Origin of the sequence: Bacillus sp. JJ1532, from assembly GCF_036965085.1 — a bacterium.
Taxonomy (GTDB): Bacteria; Bacillota; Bacilli; order Bacillales; family Cytobacillaceae; genus Cytobacillus.
Window position 1 is genome coordinate 120,774 of record NZ_JBALOW010000016.1, and the last position, 19,620, is coordinate 140,393.

Consider the following 19,620-nt stretch of genomic DNA (forward strand, 5'->3'; position numbering starts at 1 on the left):
GCTCTTTTTCTTCTAACAATACTATTCCGTTAATTTTCTTTTTAATTCTTCCGCAATATTTGCGGGAATACCAATTTTTCTAAATTCCTCTATGCTAGCCTCTTTCATCTTTTTGACAGACCCAAAGGATTTTAGGAGCTGCTTCTTGCGCTTTTCCCCAATACCAGGAATTTCATCCAGCACTGACTGAAAAGCATTTTTCCCTCTAAGCTGGCGATGGAACGTTATGGCGAAACGGTGGACTTCATCTTGAATTCTTTGCAGCAGATAGAACTCCTGACTGTTTCTCCCAAGTGGAATAATTTCTAATGGATTCCCGTACAAGAGCTGTGAAGTTCTATGCTTCTCATCTTTTACCAAACCTGAGATAGGGATATCAAGGCCCAATTCATTTTCCAATACATCTCTTACTGCCTCAACATGCCCCTTTCCTCCATCAATGATGATCAAATCTGGAAGAGGCAGGTTTTCTTTTAATACCCGAGAATACCTTCTACGTACGACCTCTCGCATAGAATCATAATCATCCGGTCCCTGCACAGATTTTATTTTATATTTACGATATTCTCTTTTCTCGGGCTTGCCATCAATAAAAACAACCATGGCTGATACGGGATCTGTTCCTTGAATGTTCGAGTTATCGAAAGCCTCAATTCGATGAGGGGTATAAACACCTAGTTGGTTCCCCAAATTTTCAATCGCTTTAATGGTTCGTTCTTCATCCTTCTCAATAAGGGAGAACTTTTCTTGAAGGGCGATTTTTGCATTTTTAGAAGCTAATTGGACTAAATCTTTTTTCTGGCCTCGTTGAGGTTGAAATGTTTTTACTTCTAAAAGCTCTTCAGCCATATCTGAATTAACCGTATTAGGCAGCAATATTTCTTTTGGCTTAAAGTGATTGGCCTTTAAATAAAATTGACCTAGGTATGTTAACATTTCTTCGTCAGGCTCGTTATAAATTGGAAACATTGAAACATCCCGTTCAATGAGTTTCCCCTGTCTGATAAAGAATACCTGAACACACATCCAGCCTTTATCGACAGCAAAGCCGAATACATCTCGATCTGTAAAGTCTGTTGTTGTGATCTTTTGCTTTTCCATTGTTGCTTCAATATGAGCGATCCTATCACGGAACTCCTTTGCCTTTTCAAAGTCAAGTTCTTCAGCAGCGGCTGTCATTTTTTCTGTTAATTCTTTTTTTATTTCCTTATAGCCTCCATTTAAGAAACGGGTAATCTCATCAACCATTAATTTATATTCCTGCTCACTTACTTCTTTCACACAAGGAGCTAAACATTGTCCTAAATGATAGTAAAGGCAGACACGGTCAGGCAAGGTTGTACATTTTCTTAATGGATAAATTCGGTCAAGCAGCTTCTTTGTTTCATTTGCAGCATGGACATTTGGATAAGGCCCAAAATATTTCCCCTTATCTTTTTTGATCTTTCGGGTAGTTATGAGGCGGGGATGTCTCTCAGCAGTTAGTTTAATAAATGGATAGGTTTTATCGTCCTTGAGCATAACATTATATTTAGGATCGTACTTTTTAATTAAGTTCATCTCAAGAATTAAAGCTTCTATATTAGAGGATGTCACAATATATTCGAGGTCTTCTATTTCATTGACTAATCTTTGTGTTTTTCCGTCATGTGAACCAGTAAAATAGGATCTGACACGATTTTTTAAAACCTTTGCCTTTCCTACGTAGATGATAGTTCCTTGACGGTCCTTCATTAGATAGCAGCCTGGCTGATCAGGCAATAGCATTAATTTATTTTTAATAATTTCATTCATTTGATCACTTCCGGAATAGAAATACTTAAGGGGTCAGACTACAAGTCAGACCCCTTACAAATCTAATCTTATTATGCATGTTTTGAAAGAAGTTCTGCAAGAGCTTCTTTCGGCTGGAAGCCAACTACTTTATCTACAACTTCTCCGTCTTTAAAAACGATTAAAGTCGGGATGCTCATAACACCATATTTTCCTGCAGTTTCTTGGTTCTCGTCTACGTCTAGCTTGACGATTTTTACTTTATCGCCCATTTCTGTATCTAGCTCTTCAAGTACTGGAGCGATCATTTTACAAGGTCCGCACCATGGTGCCCAAAAATCTGCAAGGACAACTCCTGAACCAGTCTCAGTAGAAAAAGATTGATCTGTAGCGTTTATAATAGCCATCGAAATGCCTCCTATTTTTAAGTGAATAATAAATATAACGACAGTATACCATTGTTTATTCCCACATGCTAACGATTTGCTTCGACCGTAATTTCCCCTATATTTTCAATAACTATTCATATTGAATTTTTGGTTTGAAATCATTCCTATATAGAAAACAAGCGGCATATAGCCGCTCGTTTATATAGTTAGCTTATGCATTTATTAACAGCTTCTTAAACTCTTCTGTAAGCATCGGAACTACCTCAAACAGGTCTCCGACAATCCCATAATCTGCAACCTTAAAAATATTTGCCTCAGGGTCTTTATTAATCGCCACAATAACTTTGGAGTTTGACATACCGGCAAGATGCTGAATCGCTCCTGAAATTCCGCACGCGATATAAAGGTCAGGTGTAACAACCTTTCCTGTTTGCCCAATCTGCAATGAATAGTCGCAATAATCTGCGTCACAGGCGCCACGAGAAGCCCCAACCGCACCATTTAGAACTTTTGCAAGCTCTTTTAATGGACCAAAGCCTTCCTCACTCTTGACTCCGCGCCCTCCAGCAATTACAACCTTCGCTTCAGATAGATCGACTCCTTCGCTTGCCTTGCGGACAACCTCTTTAATAATGGTGCGGAGATCTTTAATATCAACTGATAGAGAAGAAACGTCTCCTGTTCTAGATTCGTCCTTTTCAAGCGGGCTAATATTATTCGGGCGGATCGTAGCGAAAATTAAACCATCAGTAACAATTTTCTTTTCGAATGCTTTTCCTGAATAAATAGGACGAGTGAAAACTAAGTTGCCTCCTGTTATTTCTAAGGCAGTTACATCGGATATCAATCCTGAGCTTAATTTAGCTGCAATTTTTGGAGCTAGATCCTTGCCTAAAGCTGTATGGCCAAAAATCAGTCCATCCGGCTTTTCCGTATCAATGACAGCCATAACAGCCTGTGAGTAGCCATCTGATGTATATTGCTTAAGTTTTTCATTTTCAATGGTTACAACACGGTCCGCACCATATTGGATTAATTCTCCGCCTAAAGCGCTTACAGAATCGCCAATTAATATTCCTACAACTTCTCCGCCTTCTGCTGCGGTTTTTGCTGCAGCCACTGCTTCAAAGGATACATTACGCAATGATCCGTCACGGACTTCACCTAAAACTAATACTTTTCTAGCCATTATGCTTTACCCCCTGCGTTCATATTCTTGTATATTCCGATCAGACTACTTTTGCTTCAGTATGAAGAAGTTGTACAAGTTCTTTTACTTGATCTGCAAGCTCGCCTTCGAGGATTTTTCCTGCCTCTTTTTTAGGCGGAAGATAGATTTCAATTGTTTTTGTCTTTGCCTCAACATCGTCTTCCTCAAGGTCAAGATCATCAAGCTCAAGCTCATCAAGCGGTTTTTTCTTTGCTTTCATAATCCCTGGCAATGATGGGTAGCGTGGTTCATTTAATCCTTGCTGAGCTGTTACTAATAAAGGCAGGCTTGTCTCAATTATTTCAGAATCCCCTTCAACATCACGAACAACAGTTACATTACTGCCCGCAATATCGAGCTTTGTAATCGTTGTGACATAAGGAATGTTTAGAAGTTCAGCTACACGAGGTCCAACTTGACCCGAACCGCCGTCAATCGCAACGTTTCCAGCAATGATTAAGTCAGCATCCTTGTCTTTTAAATATTCGGAAAGAATTTTTGCAGTTGTAAATTGATCACCGTATTCTAGATCATCTTCAGTATTAATTAATACAGCTTTATCAGCACCCATAGCAAGGGCAGTACGGAGCTGTTTCTCAGTTTCTTCATTTCCGACAGAGACAACCGTTACCTCCCCGCCATTTTCATCACGAACTTGAATAGCTTCCTCGATTGCATATTCATCATAAGGGTTAATGATAAATTCTGCTCCATCTTCGTTTATTTGACCGCCTGAAATCGTAATTTTCTCTTCTGTATCAAAGGTTCTTTTCATTAAAACATAGATGTTCATGATATCCCTCCTAATAGTAAAAGCGTAAGTGCCTCGCCCAGGGGCTTATGACCTCCGACGTACAGGACGTACTAGTGCCGACGAAGACATTAGGACGTGGCGTTTTTAGTCGGCGAGCCCCTAGGCACTGTAGCTAGATAAAAATAGCTAATGACTGAAAAATGAAGGTTAAACTTGTAGCAAAAAATTTCACCACTTCTAAAGATTAAGAAAATTCATTTCATACGTGGGTCGTACACCCCGTACATGATAATTATAATAGATTGCTAGAAAAATTGTTATCGAAAAAAAATAATTATTTCTATTTTCCTGTAAATTTCGGTTCTCTTTTCTCGATAAATGCAGAAATTCCTTCTTTTCCATCCTCTGAGACAAATACATCTCCGAACAGTTTTGCTTCCATCTTTACTCCTTCAAAGTATTCTTTAGGCTTTGAATAGTTTAAAAGATCGATAGCAGCCTTAATGGAAACTGGACTCTTCTTGGCAATTTTCTTTGCTATGTTATAGGCATTTTCTAAAAGCTCGCTTTCAGGGTAAGCATGGTTGGCAAGACCATATTGTACTGCCTCTAATCCTGTTATCGGATCACTTGTAAAAAGCATTTCGGCAGCCTTAGCTGTACCAACGAGCCTCGGAAGACGCTGTGTTCCTGCAAACCCGGGGATTAATCCAAGCTGCAGCTCAGGCAACCCTAGCTTAGCATTCTCGGCGACTAATCGAAAATGACATCCCATAGCAAGCTCTAACCCACCGCCAAGTGCGGCACCATGAATGGCAGCTATGATAGGCTTAGGGAATGTTTCCATTCGTTCAAATAATTCTTGGCCATAGGTTGAAAGTTTAGAGAAATCATTTCCAGTTTTGATTGTTGTAAATTCTTTAATGTCTGCTCCTGCTGAAAAGAAACGCCCTTCTCCGTGTATTAAGATGACCCTGATTTCGTCATTGGCTTCAATTTCATCTAATAAAGCCGATAACTCCTTCAATAATCCTGAAGAAAGAGCATTTGCCGGAGGGCGTTCAATCGTAATAGTAGCTACCATATCCTGATTTGACCATTTTAAATACTCCATATTTCATCCCCTTTTCTTTCAAAAAAATTCAATGGTTATTGACGCGCGGCACAGCCATTGAGAAGCAGTTGATGCACGGGTCCTGCTAACGAGGTTAAATCATACTTTTGCTCATTCATCACCCAAGTTGTGACTGTCTCATCCATCGTGCCAAAAATCATTTGGCGTGCTAATCGGGTATCTAAAGCGGCAGAAAACTCACCGTTTTCTTTTCCTTCTACTAGTATTTTTTCAACTAAAGAAAGAACTCCTTTTAGAACTTCATTAATTTTATGACGGATCTCCTTATTGGACTGTCTGAGTTCCAATTGAGTCACGATGGCAAGATGACGATCCTCAGAAAGCATATTAAAATGTGTTTCAACCAATACTAATAATTTCTCTGCGGCTGTTTCTTTTCCTGCAATTTTCTCTTCATATTTCTCAACAAAGTATCCCATTTTTTCTTGAAAGAGAGAGATAAGGATATCTTCTTTATTCTTAAAATATAAGTAAATCGTTCCGTCAGCAACGCCAGCCTGCTTGGCAATTTTGGAAACCTGTGCCTGATGATACCCGTTCTCTGCAATGGCTATGACTGCGGCATCAATGATTTGACGATATTTAGGTTTGTTCTTTTTCATCGTGTCCCTCCTTCCAAGAAAGTGTAGGCTTTTATCTGTATAAAGGGCGAATGATTGCTAATCATAATGAATGAATCGTCATTCATATTTTTATAATAGTTCTACAATTCCGTTCTGTCAAGAAACTGTTGTGCAATTTTTGATGGACGGATCTATTATGTCATTTATTAAAAAATGGTACAAGCCTAATTCTTCAAAAATAAAGAGCCGAAGTAGAAGCTCGGACTCAAAATTAAGCCTGCTTTTCCTGATCATCATTTAGTCTCTTTTTTTCTTCATCTATCAGGGCTCTTCTCAATATTTTTCCAACAGCTGTTTTCGGAAGCGCATCCCGGAATTCGTAAAGTCGTGGAACCTTATAAGCTGCTAGGTATTTTCGGGCAAACTCATTTAATTCTTCTTTATTTGCGTTTGTCCCTTCTTTTAAGACAATATAAGCTTTTACCGTTTCTCCACGATATGGATCAGGTACTCCAGCTGCTACAACCTCCTGTACGGCAGGGTGTTCATAAAGGACTTCTTCAATTTCACGCGGATAAATATTATAGCCGCCAGCGATAATCATATCCTTCTTACGGTCAACAACATAGAAATAGCCTTGTTCATCCATATACCCGAGGTCACCCGTTAAAAGCCAGCCATCCTTTAAGGATTCAGCTGTTTCCTCTGGACGATTCCAATATCCCTTCATGACTTGCGGACCCTTAACGACAATTTCTCCAATCTCACCGGACGGAAGAAAATCTCCAGTTTCTAATGACAGAATTGCTGCATCTGTATCTGGCCATGGTACACCAATACTTCCCTTTACACGCGGACGATCCCAGAGAAAATTAGCATGGGTTACCGGTGAAGATTCTGTTAAACCATAGCCTTCAACAAGCTTGCCGCCTGTTACCTCTTCAAACTTTTGCTGTACCTCTACAGGTAGAGCTGCTGAACCGCTTATACACGAATCAATAGAGGAAAGATCATATTTCCCCAAATCCGGATGATTTAATAGTCCAATATAGATGGTTGGAGCCCCTGGGAACAGAGTCGGTCTTTGTTTTTGAATCGTCTTCAATGTTGTCTCTACATCGAATTTTGGCAGCAAAACCATTTTGTGCGCTTCCATAACCGATAAAATTAACACCGTTGTCATTCCGTACACATGGAAAAATGGCAATAAGCCTAGAACAACCTCTTGCCCACGTTTACATTTATAAAGCCAAGCCTTACACATGGACGTATTTGCGACAAGATTCCGATGTGTCAGCATAACCCCTTTCGGAAATCCAGTCGTTCCACCTGTATATTGTAATAGCGCTAAATCTTCTTCGAAATCAAATTCATATTCCTTCAGTTTTTTCGCTGGCTGCTTTAGAATTTCAGTTAATAAATGGTTGTTTCCTTCATGCCTGACGTTTACAACGATTCCATATTGCTTCTTTTGCAGAAAAGGATAAACTAAGTTTTTCGGAAAAGGAAGGAAGTCTTTGATAGCGGTTACAATTATATGCTGTAAATCAGTTTGCGGCTTAACCTTCGTTGTCTTTGGAAACAATATATCCATCGTAATGATCGCCTTCGCCGCTGAATCCTTCATTTGGTATTCAAGCTCCCGCTCCGTATAAAGAGGGTTCGTTTGTACGACAATTCCTCCAGCTATTAGGATGCCAAAATAACTAATAACAGCAGGCGGAATATTCGGCAGCATAATAGCTACCCGATCACCTTTCCCAATTCCAAGTTCCTGAAGATAGGAAGCAAGCTTTAAAGAGGATTCATAAATGGTTCGATAAGTAAATTCCTTTCCCATGAAATGAATGGCAATTTTCTCTGGATGATCATCAGCCGCTTTTTTTAAATAGTCTTGAACAGGCTGATTTGGATATGTCAAAGATGAGGGTATTTCTTCCGGATACGTTTGAAGCCAAGGCTTATTAGGTAACAACATATTCCCTCCTTCTAAAGTATTAAATATTTAGAACATTCCAATTGTTCGTTCTTATTATAATATAATGAAGTTTACATGACAATTGGAATAATAGGTTTCTGTATATTTTTAACATGTCCAAATAATCAATTACTTTATTGTAAGAGTTAATATATTTATCTTATTTACACTCTCGATAGAGAAGAACTGGATTTATATCTAAATACATCAGGTTACAAAAAAATCGCCATATGATTATGGCGATTTGAAAACTATATTAAAAAAAGATTAGGCAATAAATAATAAGTAAATAGCACCGATTACAACAAACAACCCACAAAAACCAAATAATACTTTTGCTAATTTATCCACTTATATCCCCGCTCCTTAAGATAAGCCTGCCCCAATAATATAGGACAAACCAATCGAAATAACCATGGATATGAATCCAACAGCTTTATTATTTTTTTCAATTTCTTCATCAATTTTAAATTTCGGTGTAAGGAATTCGAAGATAAAATAACCAGTTAACAGTAGAAAGAAGCCGAATACTCCCCAGCTGATCATGGTGAAAAGTGAATCATTTATCATGATGGAATGTCTAAAAATATTGGCAATCCCGAATATCTTTCCCCCTGTTGCCATAGCAACCGCTATATTCCCATTTTTGATTTCATCCCAGTTCCGATATTTCGTGACCAATTCGAAAACAGCTAAGAATACGATCATACATAAAATGACAACACTATAATACCCCGCCGTTTGTACAAAATCATTTTCCCAAAATTGGTTCATTTCTTCTCTCCCAATCCGTTATTTAAATTCAACAACCGTTACACCTGATCCGCCTTCGCCTGCTTCACCGAACCGGATTTTTTTGACTGAACGATGATTTCTTAAGTATTCCTGTACACCCTGTCTAAGTGCACCAGTTCCTTTTCCATGTATGATGGAAACACGAGGATAGGCAGCTAGCAGTGCATCATCGATATATTTCTCCACTCGAAGCAGAGCATTATCATATCGTTCCCCTCGCAGGTCTAGTTCAAGACTAACATGAAAGTCTTTTCCCTTTACAATCGCCATTGGTCTTGTTTCCACTGGTTTTGGACTTTTAATAAACTCCAAATCCTTTTCATTTACCTTCATTTTTAGAATCCCAATTTGTACTTGCCATTCTTTGTCAGATGTCTTATCAATCAGGGTTCCTTTTTGGTCAAAGCTTAAAACCTTTACTTCATCCCCGGGCTTAAATATATGCTTAGCTTTACTTGTAATTAGTTTGTTTGTCTTTTTAATTTTAGGCGCTGCCTCTTCCAGACGTTTCTTTGCTTCAATTAATTCGTGTTCTTTTATCTCTGCTGCTTTTTCGATACGCATTTTTCTTAAATCACGGATGACTTTTTCAGCTTCGGCCTTCGCTTGGTCGATAATAGCTTCGGCCTCTTCTGCCGCTTTTTCATGTAAAGTATCTTTTTGCTCAAAAAATTCGATCATTTGCTTTTGCAAATCTTTATGAAGCATTTCAGCACTTCTTAAAAGGTCACTTGCTTCTTCCTTGTCTGCTTCAGCCTGTTTTCTGCTCTCCTCTAACGAAGCGATCATATTCTCAACCTGATTGCTGTCTGCACTTATATAGGAACGGGCTGTGTCAATCACATCTTCTTGGAGGCCAAGCCTCTTGGAAATTTCAAATGCATTGCTTCGGCCGGGAACCCCTAACAGCAGCTTATATGTCGGGCTAAGTGTATCAATATCAAATTCTACACTCGCATTGATGACTCCTTCCCGATTATAACCATATGCTTTTAATTCAGGATAATGAGTCGTTGCAATGACCCTTGCTCCTCGTTTATATACATAATCTAATATGGAAATAGCAAGAGCGGCCCCCTCTTGAGGGTCTGTTCCTGCACCTAATTCATCAAAGAGAACAAGACTGTTAAAGTCTACCCTATTTAGAATGTCAACAATATTCACCATATGAGAGGAGAAGGTACTAAGACTTTGTTCGATAGATTGTTCATCGCCAATATCTGCATACACAGCATCAAAGACAGCAATTTCAGATCCATCTAAGGCTGGGATTTGCAGTCCGGCTTGGGCCATTAGCGTACATAAGCCAACTGTTTTTAATGTGACGGTTTTCCCTCCGGTATTTGGACCTGTTATAACGATGGTCGAAAAGTCTTTTCCTAATGAAATGTCATTCGCTACTACAACGTCCGCAGGAATAAGCGGATGACGCGCCTTAAATAAAGATATTCTCCCCTCATAATTTACCTTAGGCTTTGATGCTTTCATCCGGTTGCTGTAACGCGCTTTAGCAAACATAAAATCTATTTCGGTTAGAACATCAACAATTGCTTCTAGCTCCGAACTATTTTCTGCTACCTTGCTTGAAAGTTCTATTAAAATCCTTTCAATTTCCTGCTGCTCTTTCACACGAATTCCCTGAAGCTCATTATTTAATTGGACAATCGATTGAGGTTCGATAAATAATGTTTGACCTGAAGAGCTTTGGTCATGGATAATTCCGCCATAATGCCCTTTGTACTCCTGTTTGACTGGAATAACAAAGCGATCATTACGAATCGTAATAATGGCGTCAGAAAGCATCTTCTGCGCATTTGACGAACGGATCATGCTTTCCAGTCTTTCTCTAACCCGGGATTCTTTCGTACGCAATTGATTTCGAAGAGACCGAAGCGTATCACTCGCACTATCCAATACTTCTCCGTTGTCATCTATTGCATTTTTGATCGTTGTTTCCAAATCAGCTAAGACGATAATACGAAGAACATAGCTGCTTAATATAGGTAAATTCTCATTTTCATCTACAAACTCTTCAATAAATCTTTTAATTTGTCTGCTTGCATGAACAGTGCTTGCTACTTGTGTTAATTCATGCGGGCTTAGCATCCCGCCAATGAGTGACCTTTTGACATGCGGCCGTATATTATATATTCCGCCTAGCGGGACGTTGCCTTTAATTCGAAGCACCTTTACAGCTTCATCTGTTTCTTCCTGCCACTGCTGAACTTCTTCAAAATCGACAGATGGCATTAAATGTTCTGCTTTTCTTCTTCCTAACTCAGATGATACATGCTCGAGTAATTGTTCCTTTACTTTATTAAACTCCAGCACTTTAAAAATTCTTTCCTGCATGAGGATGTGACCTCCTATTCGAAATGCAAAAGGACAGCTAAAGCTAACAAGTTCTGCTAGCCTCCTATCTATCCTTATTGTTTATAAATTCCAGCAGCTCTCCAATATCCATGGCGTTAAGGACACTGCTTTTCTTAATCCAGCCTTTTTTTGCTGTCGATACACCGATAGACATATGAGTCAATGTGTCCATCTTATGGGCATCTGTATTAATCACTATTTTCACACCAGCGTCTTGGGCCTTGCGAATATACTGAGGGGCAAGGTCTAGCCTGTTCGGATTTGCATTTAATTCTAAGACAGTATTCGTTTCTTTTGCGAGTTCAATCAATAGATCTATATCTACTTCATAGCCATCCCTTTGGCCAATTTTTCTGCCAGTTGGGTGAGCGATGATGTCAACATGGGGATTCTTCAAGGCTGTTTTTAACCGTTCCATTATTTTTGCTTTCGGCTGGGAAAAGGACGAATGAATAGACGCGATGACGATATCCATTTCCGCAAGTAGTTCATCATCATAATCTAATGTTCCGTCAGGTAAAATATCCATTTCAACACCAGATAAAATAGTTATATCATCGTAGCGTTCATTTAGCCGTTTAATCTCTTCTTTTTGCTTTCTTAAGCGTTCAGAAGTTAATCCATTTGCAACCTTTAAATATTGAGAGTGATCCGTTATGGCAACATATTTATAGCCTCGTGCACGGCAGGCCTCAACCATTTCTTCAATCGTATGGGCACCATCACTCCAAGTCGTGTGCATATGGAGATCACCATTTATATCGGAAAGAGTGATTAAATCCAATTCAGCAGAGTATTCATCTACTTCCTTTCCGTCCTCCCTGATTTCGGGTGGAAAATAAGGGAGCCCGAAATGTGCATAAAACTCCCTTTCAGTTGTAAAAGTGGCAACTTCGCCGGTTTCAATATTTTCTACTCCATATTCACTAATCTTTTCCCCGCGTTCTTTAGCAAGCTGACGCATTCTTACATTATGTTCCTTGGAGCCAGTAAAATGATGAAGCGTAGTTGCAAATTCCTCAGGCATGACTAGACGAAAATCAACGGATATATCATAGCTATGTTCTAGAATGACTGAAACCTTTGTATCCCCAGCCGCAATCGTCTCCTTAATCAGTGGAAGGGCTAATAGTTTTTCTTTTACGACCTCTGGTTTAGTCGTTGCAATGATAAAATCTAAATCCTTAATAGTTTCTCTCATTCTTCTTAAGCTGCCCGCTCGTGAAAAATTCTCAACCTCATCTATGTCATTTAAAACAGATTCGATGGAGTCTGCAATCGGAAGCATATAAGCGAGTGGCAGCCGTTCCGGTCTGCCTCCCACTTGACTTAATGCAGCAAGAATCTTTTCTTCTGATTTTTCCCCAAATCCGGCAAGTTCCCGTACTTGTTTATTTCGGCAAGCCGTTTCCAAGTCAGCTGCATTTTCTATCCCTAGCTCCTTATGCAGCTTCGCAATTTTTTTACCTCCGAGACTAGGCAATTGAAGCAGCGGAATTAATCCTTTTGGCACTTCTTCCTTCAGTTCATTCAAAACAGTTGAATGTCCTAACTCTATATACTCCTCAATGACCGCAGAAGTTCCCTTTCCAATCCCAGAAATTTTCGTAAAATCTTCTATTTCGGTCAAACTCTGATCATTTGCCTCTAATGCAGCAGCCGCTTTACGGAAAGCAGCTATTTTAAAAGGGTTTTCTCCCTTGAGCTCCATATAAATCGCAATCGTTTCTAAGAGCCGAATAGCATCTTTTTTATTAATTCCCATATTGAACACCTACTTTTTTGAAAAACTTGTATTGTGAATATTGTTTCCTATAAATATCAGTTTTTATCTGCTTAAAAAGAAAACTTCTCTGCTTTAGAGAAGTTAAGAAGCTATGTATTCAATCCACATCTCCTTTATAGCCTGAGAAAATATCGGAGTATTTTTTACAATTCCTTTTGCCATAAAGGATTCATTTATGGCATTTTGAATGGAATCTACTGGTACTAATGCTGCTATGTATAATAGAATAAACATGATAAGATATATTTCTATAAAACCTAATATTCCGCCTGCCCAAACATTTAATTGCTTTAGAACCGGCAGGTGTGCAACAAAATCAAGCATACTTCCTATCATTTGCAGGACAATTTTTACCGCAAAAAAAATCACGACAAAGGCAATGGCGCGATAGTAAGCATCTTCAAGATTGACTTGATCAAATAGCATTCGCATTGTTGAATTGCTTTGGAGATTTGGGTAAGGAACCCATAAGGTTAATTTAGGGGCCAGCTTTTCAAAATACATATGAGCAACAATAAATGCGATAATAAAGCCGACTAAATGGATCAATTGCAGAATAAAGCCCCTCTTTAAGCCAACGAAAAAACCTATTATTAATATAATGAGTATGGCAAGATCTAGCATGACTTATTCAGTCCTTTTCTCTTTTAATTCAATTTCAAGCCTTTCTAGACGATCCTTCAGCTTGATATAATCATTAACGGCATTGACAGCCGTTAAAACGGCTAATTTACTGCTGTCAAGATAAGGATTCTTGGAACTGATTTCACGCATTTTATCATCAACCATTGAGGCAACAAGCCGAACATGGCTATGACTCTCAGTACCGATAATAATATATTGCTGTCCATATATATCTACACTCGTACGGTTTTTTTGTACATCTGACAATCGTTATGCCTCCATTCCGTTAGAATCCTAATCCATATCATAACATGAAACATAAAAACGTGGGAAGTAGAAGCGTGTCAAAAAAACACAGAATATGTAAACGCCTATAGGAAAGGGGCAAAATGTATGAGCAATATTGTTCTTGTTAAAGCTTTAAATGAAATTGCTGAGATGAAAATATATTACGATCGCTTTCTATCAGATAAAAATCCGCCTGGGAGTATCTTTGCCGCGAAAACGCCATCCTGTGCCATTACCGCTTATAAATCCGGAAAAGTATTATTTCAAGGAAGCGGCAGCGAAGAAGAATCTTCGAAATGGGGCAAACCCGCCAAACCTTCTAGTTCTGCCAAAAAGGAAAGCTACCAGTTAAATCACTTGCCTAAAAATATTAGCTCTCTTTCTGTTATTGGCTCAGATGAAGTTGGGACAGGAGATTATTTTGGACCTATTACCGTAGTGGCAGCTTATGTGAATAGGGATCAAATTCCCTTGCTGAAGGAATTAGGCGTGAAGGATTCGAAAGACTTAAATGATGAAAAGATTGTGAGCATTGCCAAGGAAATTAAAGATATTGTCCCTTTTAGTCTATTAACATTACACAATGAAAAATATAATAAACTGCAGCAATCAGGCATGTCACAGGGCAAAATGAAAGCTTTGCTTCATAATCAAGCAATCGGGCATCTCCTAAAAAAAATTGCTCCAAACGTTCCCGAAGCGATTTTAATTGACCAGTTTGCTAAAGAGGAAGTGTATTATTCATACTTAAAAAAGGAGTCAGTCGTCCAAACGGAAAATGTGTATTTTAGTACGAAAGCGGAGGGCATTCACCTAGCAGTAGCAGCTGCATCGATTCTCGCAAGATATGCGTTCATCAAGCACTTTGACAATTTGAGCAAAGCCGCTGGATTTAAGATTACAAAAGGGGCTGGGGCAAAGGTTGATGAGGCAGCTGCGAGGCTTATTCATGAAAAAGGGCTTGAATGCCTGCCAGCCTTCGTAAAGCTTCATTTTGCTAATACAGAAAAGGCGAAGCGATTAGTAGCATCGAAGTACCGAAAATAAAAACAGGGGATGCCACAAATGGCATCCCCTAGTTGTTTATCCTCTTAATACAGCTCCAGCTTTATCCTTCACTGCCTGTAATACTTTATCATGGGCTTTCACAACATCTTCATCCGTTAACGTACGTTCAGGATCAAAATATTTAAGCGAGAAGGCAATAGATTTCTTACCTTCCTCCATTCGATCGCCCTCGTATAAATCAAATACTTGAACTTCCTTCAATAATGCTCCGCCTGCTTCCTTAATAATACTTCCTAATTCTCCAGCAGCTGCAGCTTTATCGACAACGAGCGCGATATCACGTGTGATAGATGGATAGCGCGGGATGGCTTGGTAATGTAAAGGCGCTGTCTCTGCTTCTAAAATAGCCTTTAAGCTTAGCTCAAAAACATAAGTCTCTTTTAAATCGTATTCTTTTTCTACTGTTGGATGCGTTTGGCCTACAAAACCAGCTACTTCGCCATTCAAGATGATGTCTGCTGTTCTGCCTGGGTGCAATCCATCTCTTACAGCTTGACGATACTCAATTACATTTTCTAGACCGATACTAGCAAATAAGCCTTCAAGAATTCCTTTTACAACAAAGAAATCAACTGGCTTCTTTTCTCCTTGCCATAGATGGCTTTGCCACAAACCTGTTATTGCACCAGCAAGATGTTCTCGTTCTTCTGGCAATACATCCTTGCCTTCTGAAAGGAATACATCTCCGATCTCATAAACAGCAAGATGTTCATTTTGTCGTGCAGCATTGTGTTTTAAGACATTCAGGAGCTGTGGAATGATGCTTAGTCGAAGTGTGCTATGCTCCTCACTCATCGGCATCGCCAAACGAATGGGCTCCCGCGTTTCTAATGCATATTGCGTTGCTTTCGATCCGCTTGTCAATGAATAAGTGATCGCTTGGTATAGGCCTGCTCCCTCAAGGTATCTGCGGACGATTCTGCGCTTATTTTGATAGGCTGTTAAATGGCCCGGTGTTGATGAACCAAATGGAAGAGTTGATCCAAGATTATCATAGCCAAATAGTCTAGCTACTTCTTCAATTAAATCCTCTTCAATGGTGATATCACCACGGCGGGTAGGAACTGTTACGATAATAGAATCTCCGTCCACACTTGTTTCAAATTGAAGACGGGCAAAAATATCCTCAATGTCTTTCATTTCTAATGATGTTCCCAGTACACGATTGATTTTATCTAATGTAACAGAAACGATGGCCGGTTCAACCTTTAATGTATTAGCTTCCACAGAACCTGCTAACACTTCTCCGCCAGCATATTTTTCGAGCAGATGTGCAGCCCTTTCTGCTGCTGCTCTTACTCTGTTTGGATCAACGCCTTTTTCGAAACGCGCGCTTGCTTCGCTTCGTAAACCGTGATCTTTAGATGCTTTTCTGACTGTTGCGCCTTTAAAAAATGCAGATTCAAGAAGAACCGTTTTTGTATCGGATTGTACCTCAGAGTCCAAGCCTCCCATAACACCCGCAAGGGCAACTGGCTCTTTGCCATTTGTGATAAGTAGGTGGTCTGAAGTTAATTCTCTTTTTGCTTCATCTAGTGTTTGGATGATTTCTCCATCCTTCGCACGGCGAACGAGAATTTGCTTTGACCCAAAACGGTCATAGTCGAAAGCATGAAGCGGCTGGCCATATTCAAGCAAAATATAGTTTGTAATATCAACAACATTATTATGCGGACGAATGCCTGATGCCATCAATCTTCCTTGCATCCATAGAGGAGATGGCTTGATTTGTACATTTTTAATGACTTTTGCAATATATAACGGGTTATCTTCAGGTGCCTCCACATCAACTCGAATATAATCAGAAGCATTTTCTGATAACTCAGCATGATCTGTTTCAGGAAGCTTCACTTCTCTTCCTAAAATCGCTGCCACTTCATAGGCAACTCCAAGTAAACTTAAGCAATCAGAACGATTCGGAGTTAAGCCAAGCTCTAACACTTGGTCATCTCGATGTAATTGTTCAATTGCATCTGTTCCAACCTCGGCCCCTTGATGGAATACATAAATGCCCTCTGAATATTCCTTTGCCATAAGCTTGCTTTCAATCCCAAGCTCCTGAAGGGAACAGATCATTCCATTTGATTCCTCTCCGCGAAGCTTTGCCTTTTTGATTTTGAAATTGCCTGGTAGAACGGCACCAACTGTTGCGACTGCAACCTTTTGCCCTTTATCAACATTAGGTGCGCCACAAATGATTTGTACAGGCTCTTCACCACCAATATCGACTAAGCATTTATTTAATTTATCAGCATTCGGATGCTGCTCTCTTTCAAGAACATGCCCAATGACAACACCCCGAATCCCTTCATTTAGAACCTCTATGCCTTCAACCTCTATACCGCTTTTCGTAATTCTTTCTGCAAGCTCTGCTGGGGTCACACCTGATAAATCAACATAATCCTGCAGCCATTTATATGAAACAAACATGTTATATCCTCCTGTATCTCATTTTTCTAACCCTTTTAGCAGCTGTAAACTATTCATTAATAGAGAATTGTTTTAAGAAACGCACATCATTTGTATAGAAATGGCGAATATCATCGATGCCGTATTTCAGCATGGCAATCCGCTCCACTCCCATTCCGAATGCAAATCCAGAGTATTTCTTTGAATCAAAGCCTGACATTTCAAGTACATTCGGATGGACCATACCAGCTCCTAATATTTCAATCCAGCCGGTTTTTTTGCAAATGTTACAGCCCTTCCCACCACATTTAAAGCAGGATACATCCACCTCTACTGAAGGCTCAGTGAATGGGAAGAAACTTGGGCGTAAGCGGATTTCTCTGTCTTCTCCAAATAACTTCTTCGCGAACAATTCTAAAGTTCCCTTTAAATCACTCATGCGAATGTTTTCATCGACAACTAGACCTTCAATTTGCATAAACTGATGGGAGTGTGTAGCATCGTCATTATCACGTCGGAACACTTTTCCTGGACAAATAATTTTCACAGGACCTTTCCCTTTGTGCTTTTCCATTGTTCTCGCTTGTACAGGGGATGTTTGGGTACGTAGAAGAATGTCTTCTGTAATATAGAAGGAATCCTGCATATCACGAGCTGGGTGATCCTTTGGCAAGTTTAGCGCTTCGAAATTATAATAATCACTTTCTACCTCGGGTCCTTCAGCAATTGTATAACCCATCCCAATAAATAAGTCTTCAATTTCCTCTACGATGCTTGTAAGAGGGTGATGATTTCCCGTTTTCACTGGACGGCCTGGCAAGGTAACATCAATTTTTTCACCTGCCAGTTTTTCTTGAACAGCTGCCTCTTCTAAATGTATTTGCTTCTCTTCAATTCCTGCTGCAATAGCATCACGTACTTCATTCGCTAGTGCCCCCATGACTGGGCGTTCTTCGGCAGATAATTTCCCCATGCCTTTCAATACTTCTGTAATGGGTCCTTTTTTTCCCAAATAGGATACTCGAATATCATTTAGCTCTTTTAAATCGGACACTTGACTGATTTTGTCCAACGCTTCGCTTTGCAGTTCTTTTAAACGCTCTTGCATCTAAAAAATCCTCCTTTAAATCTGTTTTTTTCCAAAATAAAAAACCTCTATCCCATAAAGGGACGAGGTTTTGGATTCGCGGTACCACCCTTTTTAACACAAAAAGCATGTATTGATCGCTTTATGTATTCGCTTCATTCGGATAACGGCAATAAGCCGGAACATCTTTACACCGAAAAGCGGAAGCGGCTTGGTCAGCCCTGACAAGCATAAGACAAGGCTCCCGGAAAGGTGTACTTTTCCTTTCTGGGAGAATTGGCTTATGACCTCGAGGGGCTAGCCGCTGGAGCTAGACAGCAATCTAACTCAAAAAGCTTTTTAATGGTCCCGATGCCAACTCAGGAGGTGAAATTTCTCTTGCTTTCCCTCTGAAAATGCTCTCAGTCTAGGCATTCTCTCCCTGAAAAGTTCCCTGCAAGCTACTTTTCTCCATCATTGTTTTATAACAATATAATTTTCCTGTAATTATAGTATATTCTTCACATAGTTTCAAACGGTTTTCTGAAAAAAAGCGCCCAATTACTAATTTCTTAAGTAATATAGCAAAATTCCTGTTGCTATCGCAACATTCAACGATTCACTTTTTCCGTAAATGGGGATATAAAGATTATCAGTTGTTTCTCCTAAAATCGACTTTCGTACGCCGCTTCCTTCATTGCCGACTATTAAGGCAAATCTCCCCTTAGTTTCAATTTCTGTATACTCTTTTGCATTTTCTAATGCCGTGCCGTACACAGGGATGTTTTCCTTCGTAAGCTTACTAATCCAGTCAAAAAGATTTCCTCTAACTATCGGGAGGTGAAAATGACTGCCTTGTGCGGAGCGGAGTACTTTCGGATTATAGCTATCTACACTACCATCCCCAATGATTACAGCATCCACGCCCGCAGCATCCGCTGTTCGAATCATCGTGCCTAAATTTCCAGGGTCTTGAACCGCATCAATTAGCAAATATTTGTTTCCATTAATTTGATCAGCGTTAAACTCGGGCTGACGGCAAATGGCGATTACCCCTTGAGGTGTTTCCGTATCAGATAAACTTTGAATAATGTCATTCGTTACTAACGTTACTGGAATTTCTCCATAATTCCATGAAGGCGGCAATCCAGTATTTTCACTGACCACAATTTCTTCAATACGTCCGTTTAATAATGCTTCTTCAACGAGATGAAAGCCTTCGACTAAAAAGGTTCCCGTTTTGTCTCTTTCCTTTTTCGTTAAAAGCTTTTTCCATTGCTTAACTTGAGGGTTATTCGCAGAGTGAATATACTTCACACTCTCACTCTCCTTTATTTTTTGCTCCAATTTTCTTATTATAGCCCAAATAAAATACATAATAAATCCAAAAAATGAAATCATAATAACGA

Annotated in this window: 16 protein-coding genes; 1 reads left to right on the forward strand and 15 read right to left on the reverse strand. The window is 39.5% G+C overall.

Features of this window, described 5'->3' with window-relative positions:
• Positions 1-21 precede the first annotated feature (21 nt).
• From uvrC to zapA, 12 genes are all read right to left on the reverse strand, one after another.
• Complete coding sequence (uvrC, locus tag V7122_RS07555; protein ID WP_335526195.1) at positions 22-1,794, reverse strand: excinuclease ABC subunit UvrC; 1,773 nt, start codon at positions 1,792-1,794, stop codon at positions 22-24.
• Between the two features lie 71 nt (positions 1,795-1,865).
• The gene (gene trxA / locus V7122_RS07560; RefSeq protein WP_335345229.1) at positions 1,866-2,180 is read right to left on the reverse strand and encodes a thioredoxin; all 315 of its coding nucleotides are present in this window, start codon (positions 2,178-2,180) and stop codon (positions 1,866-1,868) included.
• Positions 2,181-2,373: 193 nt separating this feature from the next.
• A complete protein-coding gene (locus V7122_RS07565; RefSeq protein ID WP_335526197.1) occupies positions 2,374-3,351 on the reverse strand; it encodes an electron transfer flavoprotein subunit alpha/FixB family protein in 978 nt (325 codons plus the stop codon).
• Positions 3,352-3,391: 40 nt separating this feature from the next.
• Positions 3,392-4,165, reverse strand: a complete 774-nt coding sequence (locus V7122_RS07570) for an electron transfer flavoprotein subunit beta/FixA family protein (RefSeq protein WP_335526199.1) — start codon at positions 4,163-4,165, stop codon at positions 3,392-3,394.
• Positions 4,166-4,466: 301 nt separating this feature from the next.
• Positions 4,467-5,240, reverse strand: a complete 774-nt coding sequence (locus V7122_RS07575) for an enoyl-CoA hydratase (protein ID WP_335526201.1) — start codon at positions 5,238-5,240, stop codon at positions 4,467-4,469.
• A gap of 35 nt (positions 5,241-5,275) precedes the next feature.
• A complete protein-coding gene (locus V7122_RS07580; protein WP_335345233.1) occupies positions 5,276-5,863 on the reverse strand; it encodes a TetR/AcrR family transcriptional regulator in 588 nt (195 codons plus the stop codon).
• A 232-nt stretch (positions 5,864-6,095) separates the two neighbouring features.
• Positions 6,096-7,799, reverse strand: coding sequence for an AMP-binding protein (locus tag V7122_RS07585; RefSeq protein WP_335526203.1), 1,704 nt, complete (start codon positions 7,797-7,799; stop codon positions 6,096-6,098).
• 369 nt (positions 7,800-8,168) lie between these two features.
• Positions 8,169-8,576, reverse strand: a complete 408-nt coding sequence (locus V7122_RS07590; protein WP_335345234.1) for a DUF350 domain-containing protein — start codon at positions 8,574-8,576, stop codon at positions 8,169-8,171.
• An 18-nt stretch (positions 8,577-8,594) separates the two neighbouring features.
• Entirely contained in the window at positions 8,595-10,949 is a 2,355-nt protein-coding gene (locus V7122_RS07595) for an endonuclease MutS2 (protein WP_335526205.1), read from the reverse strand.
• A 64-nt stretch (positions 10,950-11,013) separates the two neighbouring features.
• On the reverse strand, positions 11,014-12,735 hold the full coding sequence (gene polX / locus V7122_RS07600) for a DNA polymerase/3'-5' exonuclease PolX (protein ID WP_335526207.1): 1,722 nt from the start codon (positions 12,733-12,735) through the stop codon (positions 11,014-11,016).
• 102 nt (positions 12,736-12,837) lie between these two features.
• Positions 12,838-13,380: a CvpA family protein gene (locus V7122_RS07605; RefSeq protein ID WP_335484281.1), complete on the reverse strand. Its 543-nt coding sequence runs from the start codon at positions 13,378-13,380 to the stop codon at positions 12,838-12,840.
• A 3-nt stretch (positions 13,381-13,383) separates the two neighbouring features.
• On the reverse strand, positions 13,384-13,647 hold the full coding sequence (gene zapA, locus V7122_RS07610; RefSeq protein ID WP_335345238.1) for a cell division protein ZapA: 264 nt from the start codon (positions 13,645-13,647) through the stop codon (positions 13,384-13,386).
• 126 nt (positions 13,648-13,773) lie between these two features.
• On the opposite strand from zapA, the gene rnhC reads away from it, so the two are divergent.
• On the forward strand, positions 13,774-14,715 hold the full coding sequence (gene rnhC, locus V7122_RS07615) for a ribonuclease HIII (protein ID WP_335484283.1): 942 nt from the start codon (positions 13,774-13,776) through the stop codon (positions 14,713-14,715).
• Positions 14,716-14,751: 36 nt separating this feature from the next.
• Here the strand turns inward: rnhC and pheT are convergent, their stop codons facing one another.
• The 3 genes from pheT to V7122_RS07630 all read right to left on the reverse strand — a co-directional run bounded on the left by pheT (position 14,752) and on the right by V7122_RS07630 (position 19,528).
• A complete protein-coding gene (gene pheT, locus V7122_RS07620) occupies positions 14,752-17,166 on the reverse strand; it encodes a phenylalanine--tRNA ligase subunit beta (protein ID WP_335526209.1) in 2,415 nt (804 codons plus the stop codon).
• A gap of 49 nt (positions 17,167-17,215) precedes the next feature.
• A complete protein-coding gene (gene pheS, locus V7122_RS07625; RefSeq protein WP_335347214.1) occupies positions 17,216-18,253 on the reverse strand; it encodes a phenylalanine--tRNA ligase subunit alpha in 1,038 nt (345 codons plus the stop codon).
• A 522-nt stretch (positions 18,254-18,775) separates the two neighbouring features.
• Positions 18,776-19,528 (reverse strand): TrmH family RNA methyltransferase, encoded by a 753-nt coding sequence (locus V7122_RS07630; protein ID WP_335526211.1) that lies wholly within the window; start codon positions 19,526-19,528, stop codon positions 18,776-18,778.
• Positions 19,529-19,620 lie beyond the last annotated feature (92 nt).

Excerpts from the sequence above, each read along its gene's own strand:
- uvrC (WP_335526195.1), bottom strand. The coding sequence starts at position 1,794 with ATGAATGAAATTATTAAAAATAAATTAATGCTATTGCCTGATCAGCCA.
- trxA (WP_335345229.1), bottom strand. The coding sequence starts at position 2,180 with ATGGCTATTATAAACGCTACAGATCAATCTTTTTCTACTGAGACTGGT.
- V7122_RS07565 (WP_335526197.1), bottom strand. The coding sequence starts at position 3,351 with ATGGCTAGAAAAGTATTAGTTTTAGGTGAAGTCCGTGACGGATCATTG.
- V7122_RS07570 (WP_335526199.1), bottom strand. The coding sequence starts at position 4,165 with ATGAACATCTATGTTTTAATGAAAAGAACCTTTGATACAGAAGAGAAA.
- V7122_RS07575 (WP_335526201.1), bottom strand. The coding sequence starts at position 5,240 with ATGGAGTATTTAAAATGGTCAAATCAGGATATGGTAGCTACTATTACG.
- V7122_RS07580 (WP_335345233.1), bottom strand. The coding sequence starts at position 5,863 with ATGAAAAAGAACAAACCTAAATATCGTCAAATCATTGATGCCGCAGTC.
- V7122_RS07590 (WP_335345234.1), bottom strand. The coding sequence starts at position 8,576 with ATGAACCAATTTTGGGAAAATGATTTTGTACAAACGGCGGGGTATTAT.
- V7122_RS07595 (WP_335526205.1), bottom strand. The coding sequence starts at position 10,949 with ATGCAGGAAAGAATTTTTAAAGTGCTGGAGTTTAATAAAGTAAAGGAA.
- polX (WP_335526207.1), bottom strand. The coding sequence starts at position 12,735 with ATGGGAATTAATAAAAAAGATGCTATTCGGCTCTTAGAAACGATTGCG.
- V7122_RS07605 (WP_335484281.1), bottom strand. The coding sequence starts at position 13,380 with ATGCTAGATCTTGCCATACTCATTATATTAATAATAGGTTTTTTCGTT.
- rnhC (WP_335484283.1), top strand. The coding sequence starts at position 13,774 with ATGAGCAATATTGTTCTTGTTAAAGCTTTAAATGAAATTGCTGAGATG.
- pheT (WP_335526209.1), bottom strand. The coding sequence starts at position 17,166 with ATGTTTGTTTCATATAAATGGCTGCAGGATTATGTTGATTTATCAGGT.
- pheS (WP_335347214.1), bottom strand. The coding sequence starts at position 18,253 with ATGCAAGAGCGTTTAAAAGAACTGCAAAGCGAAGCGTTGGACAAAATC.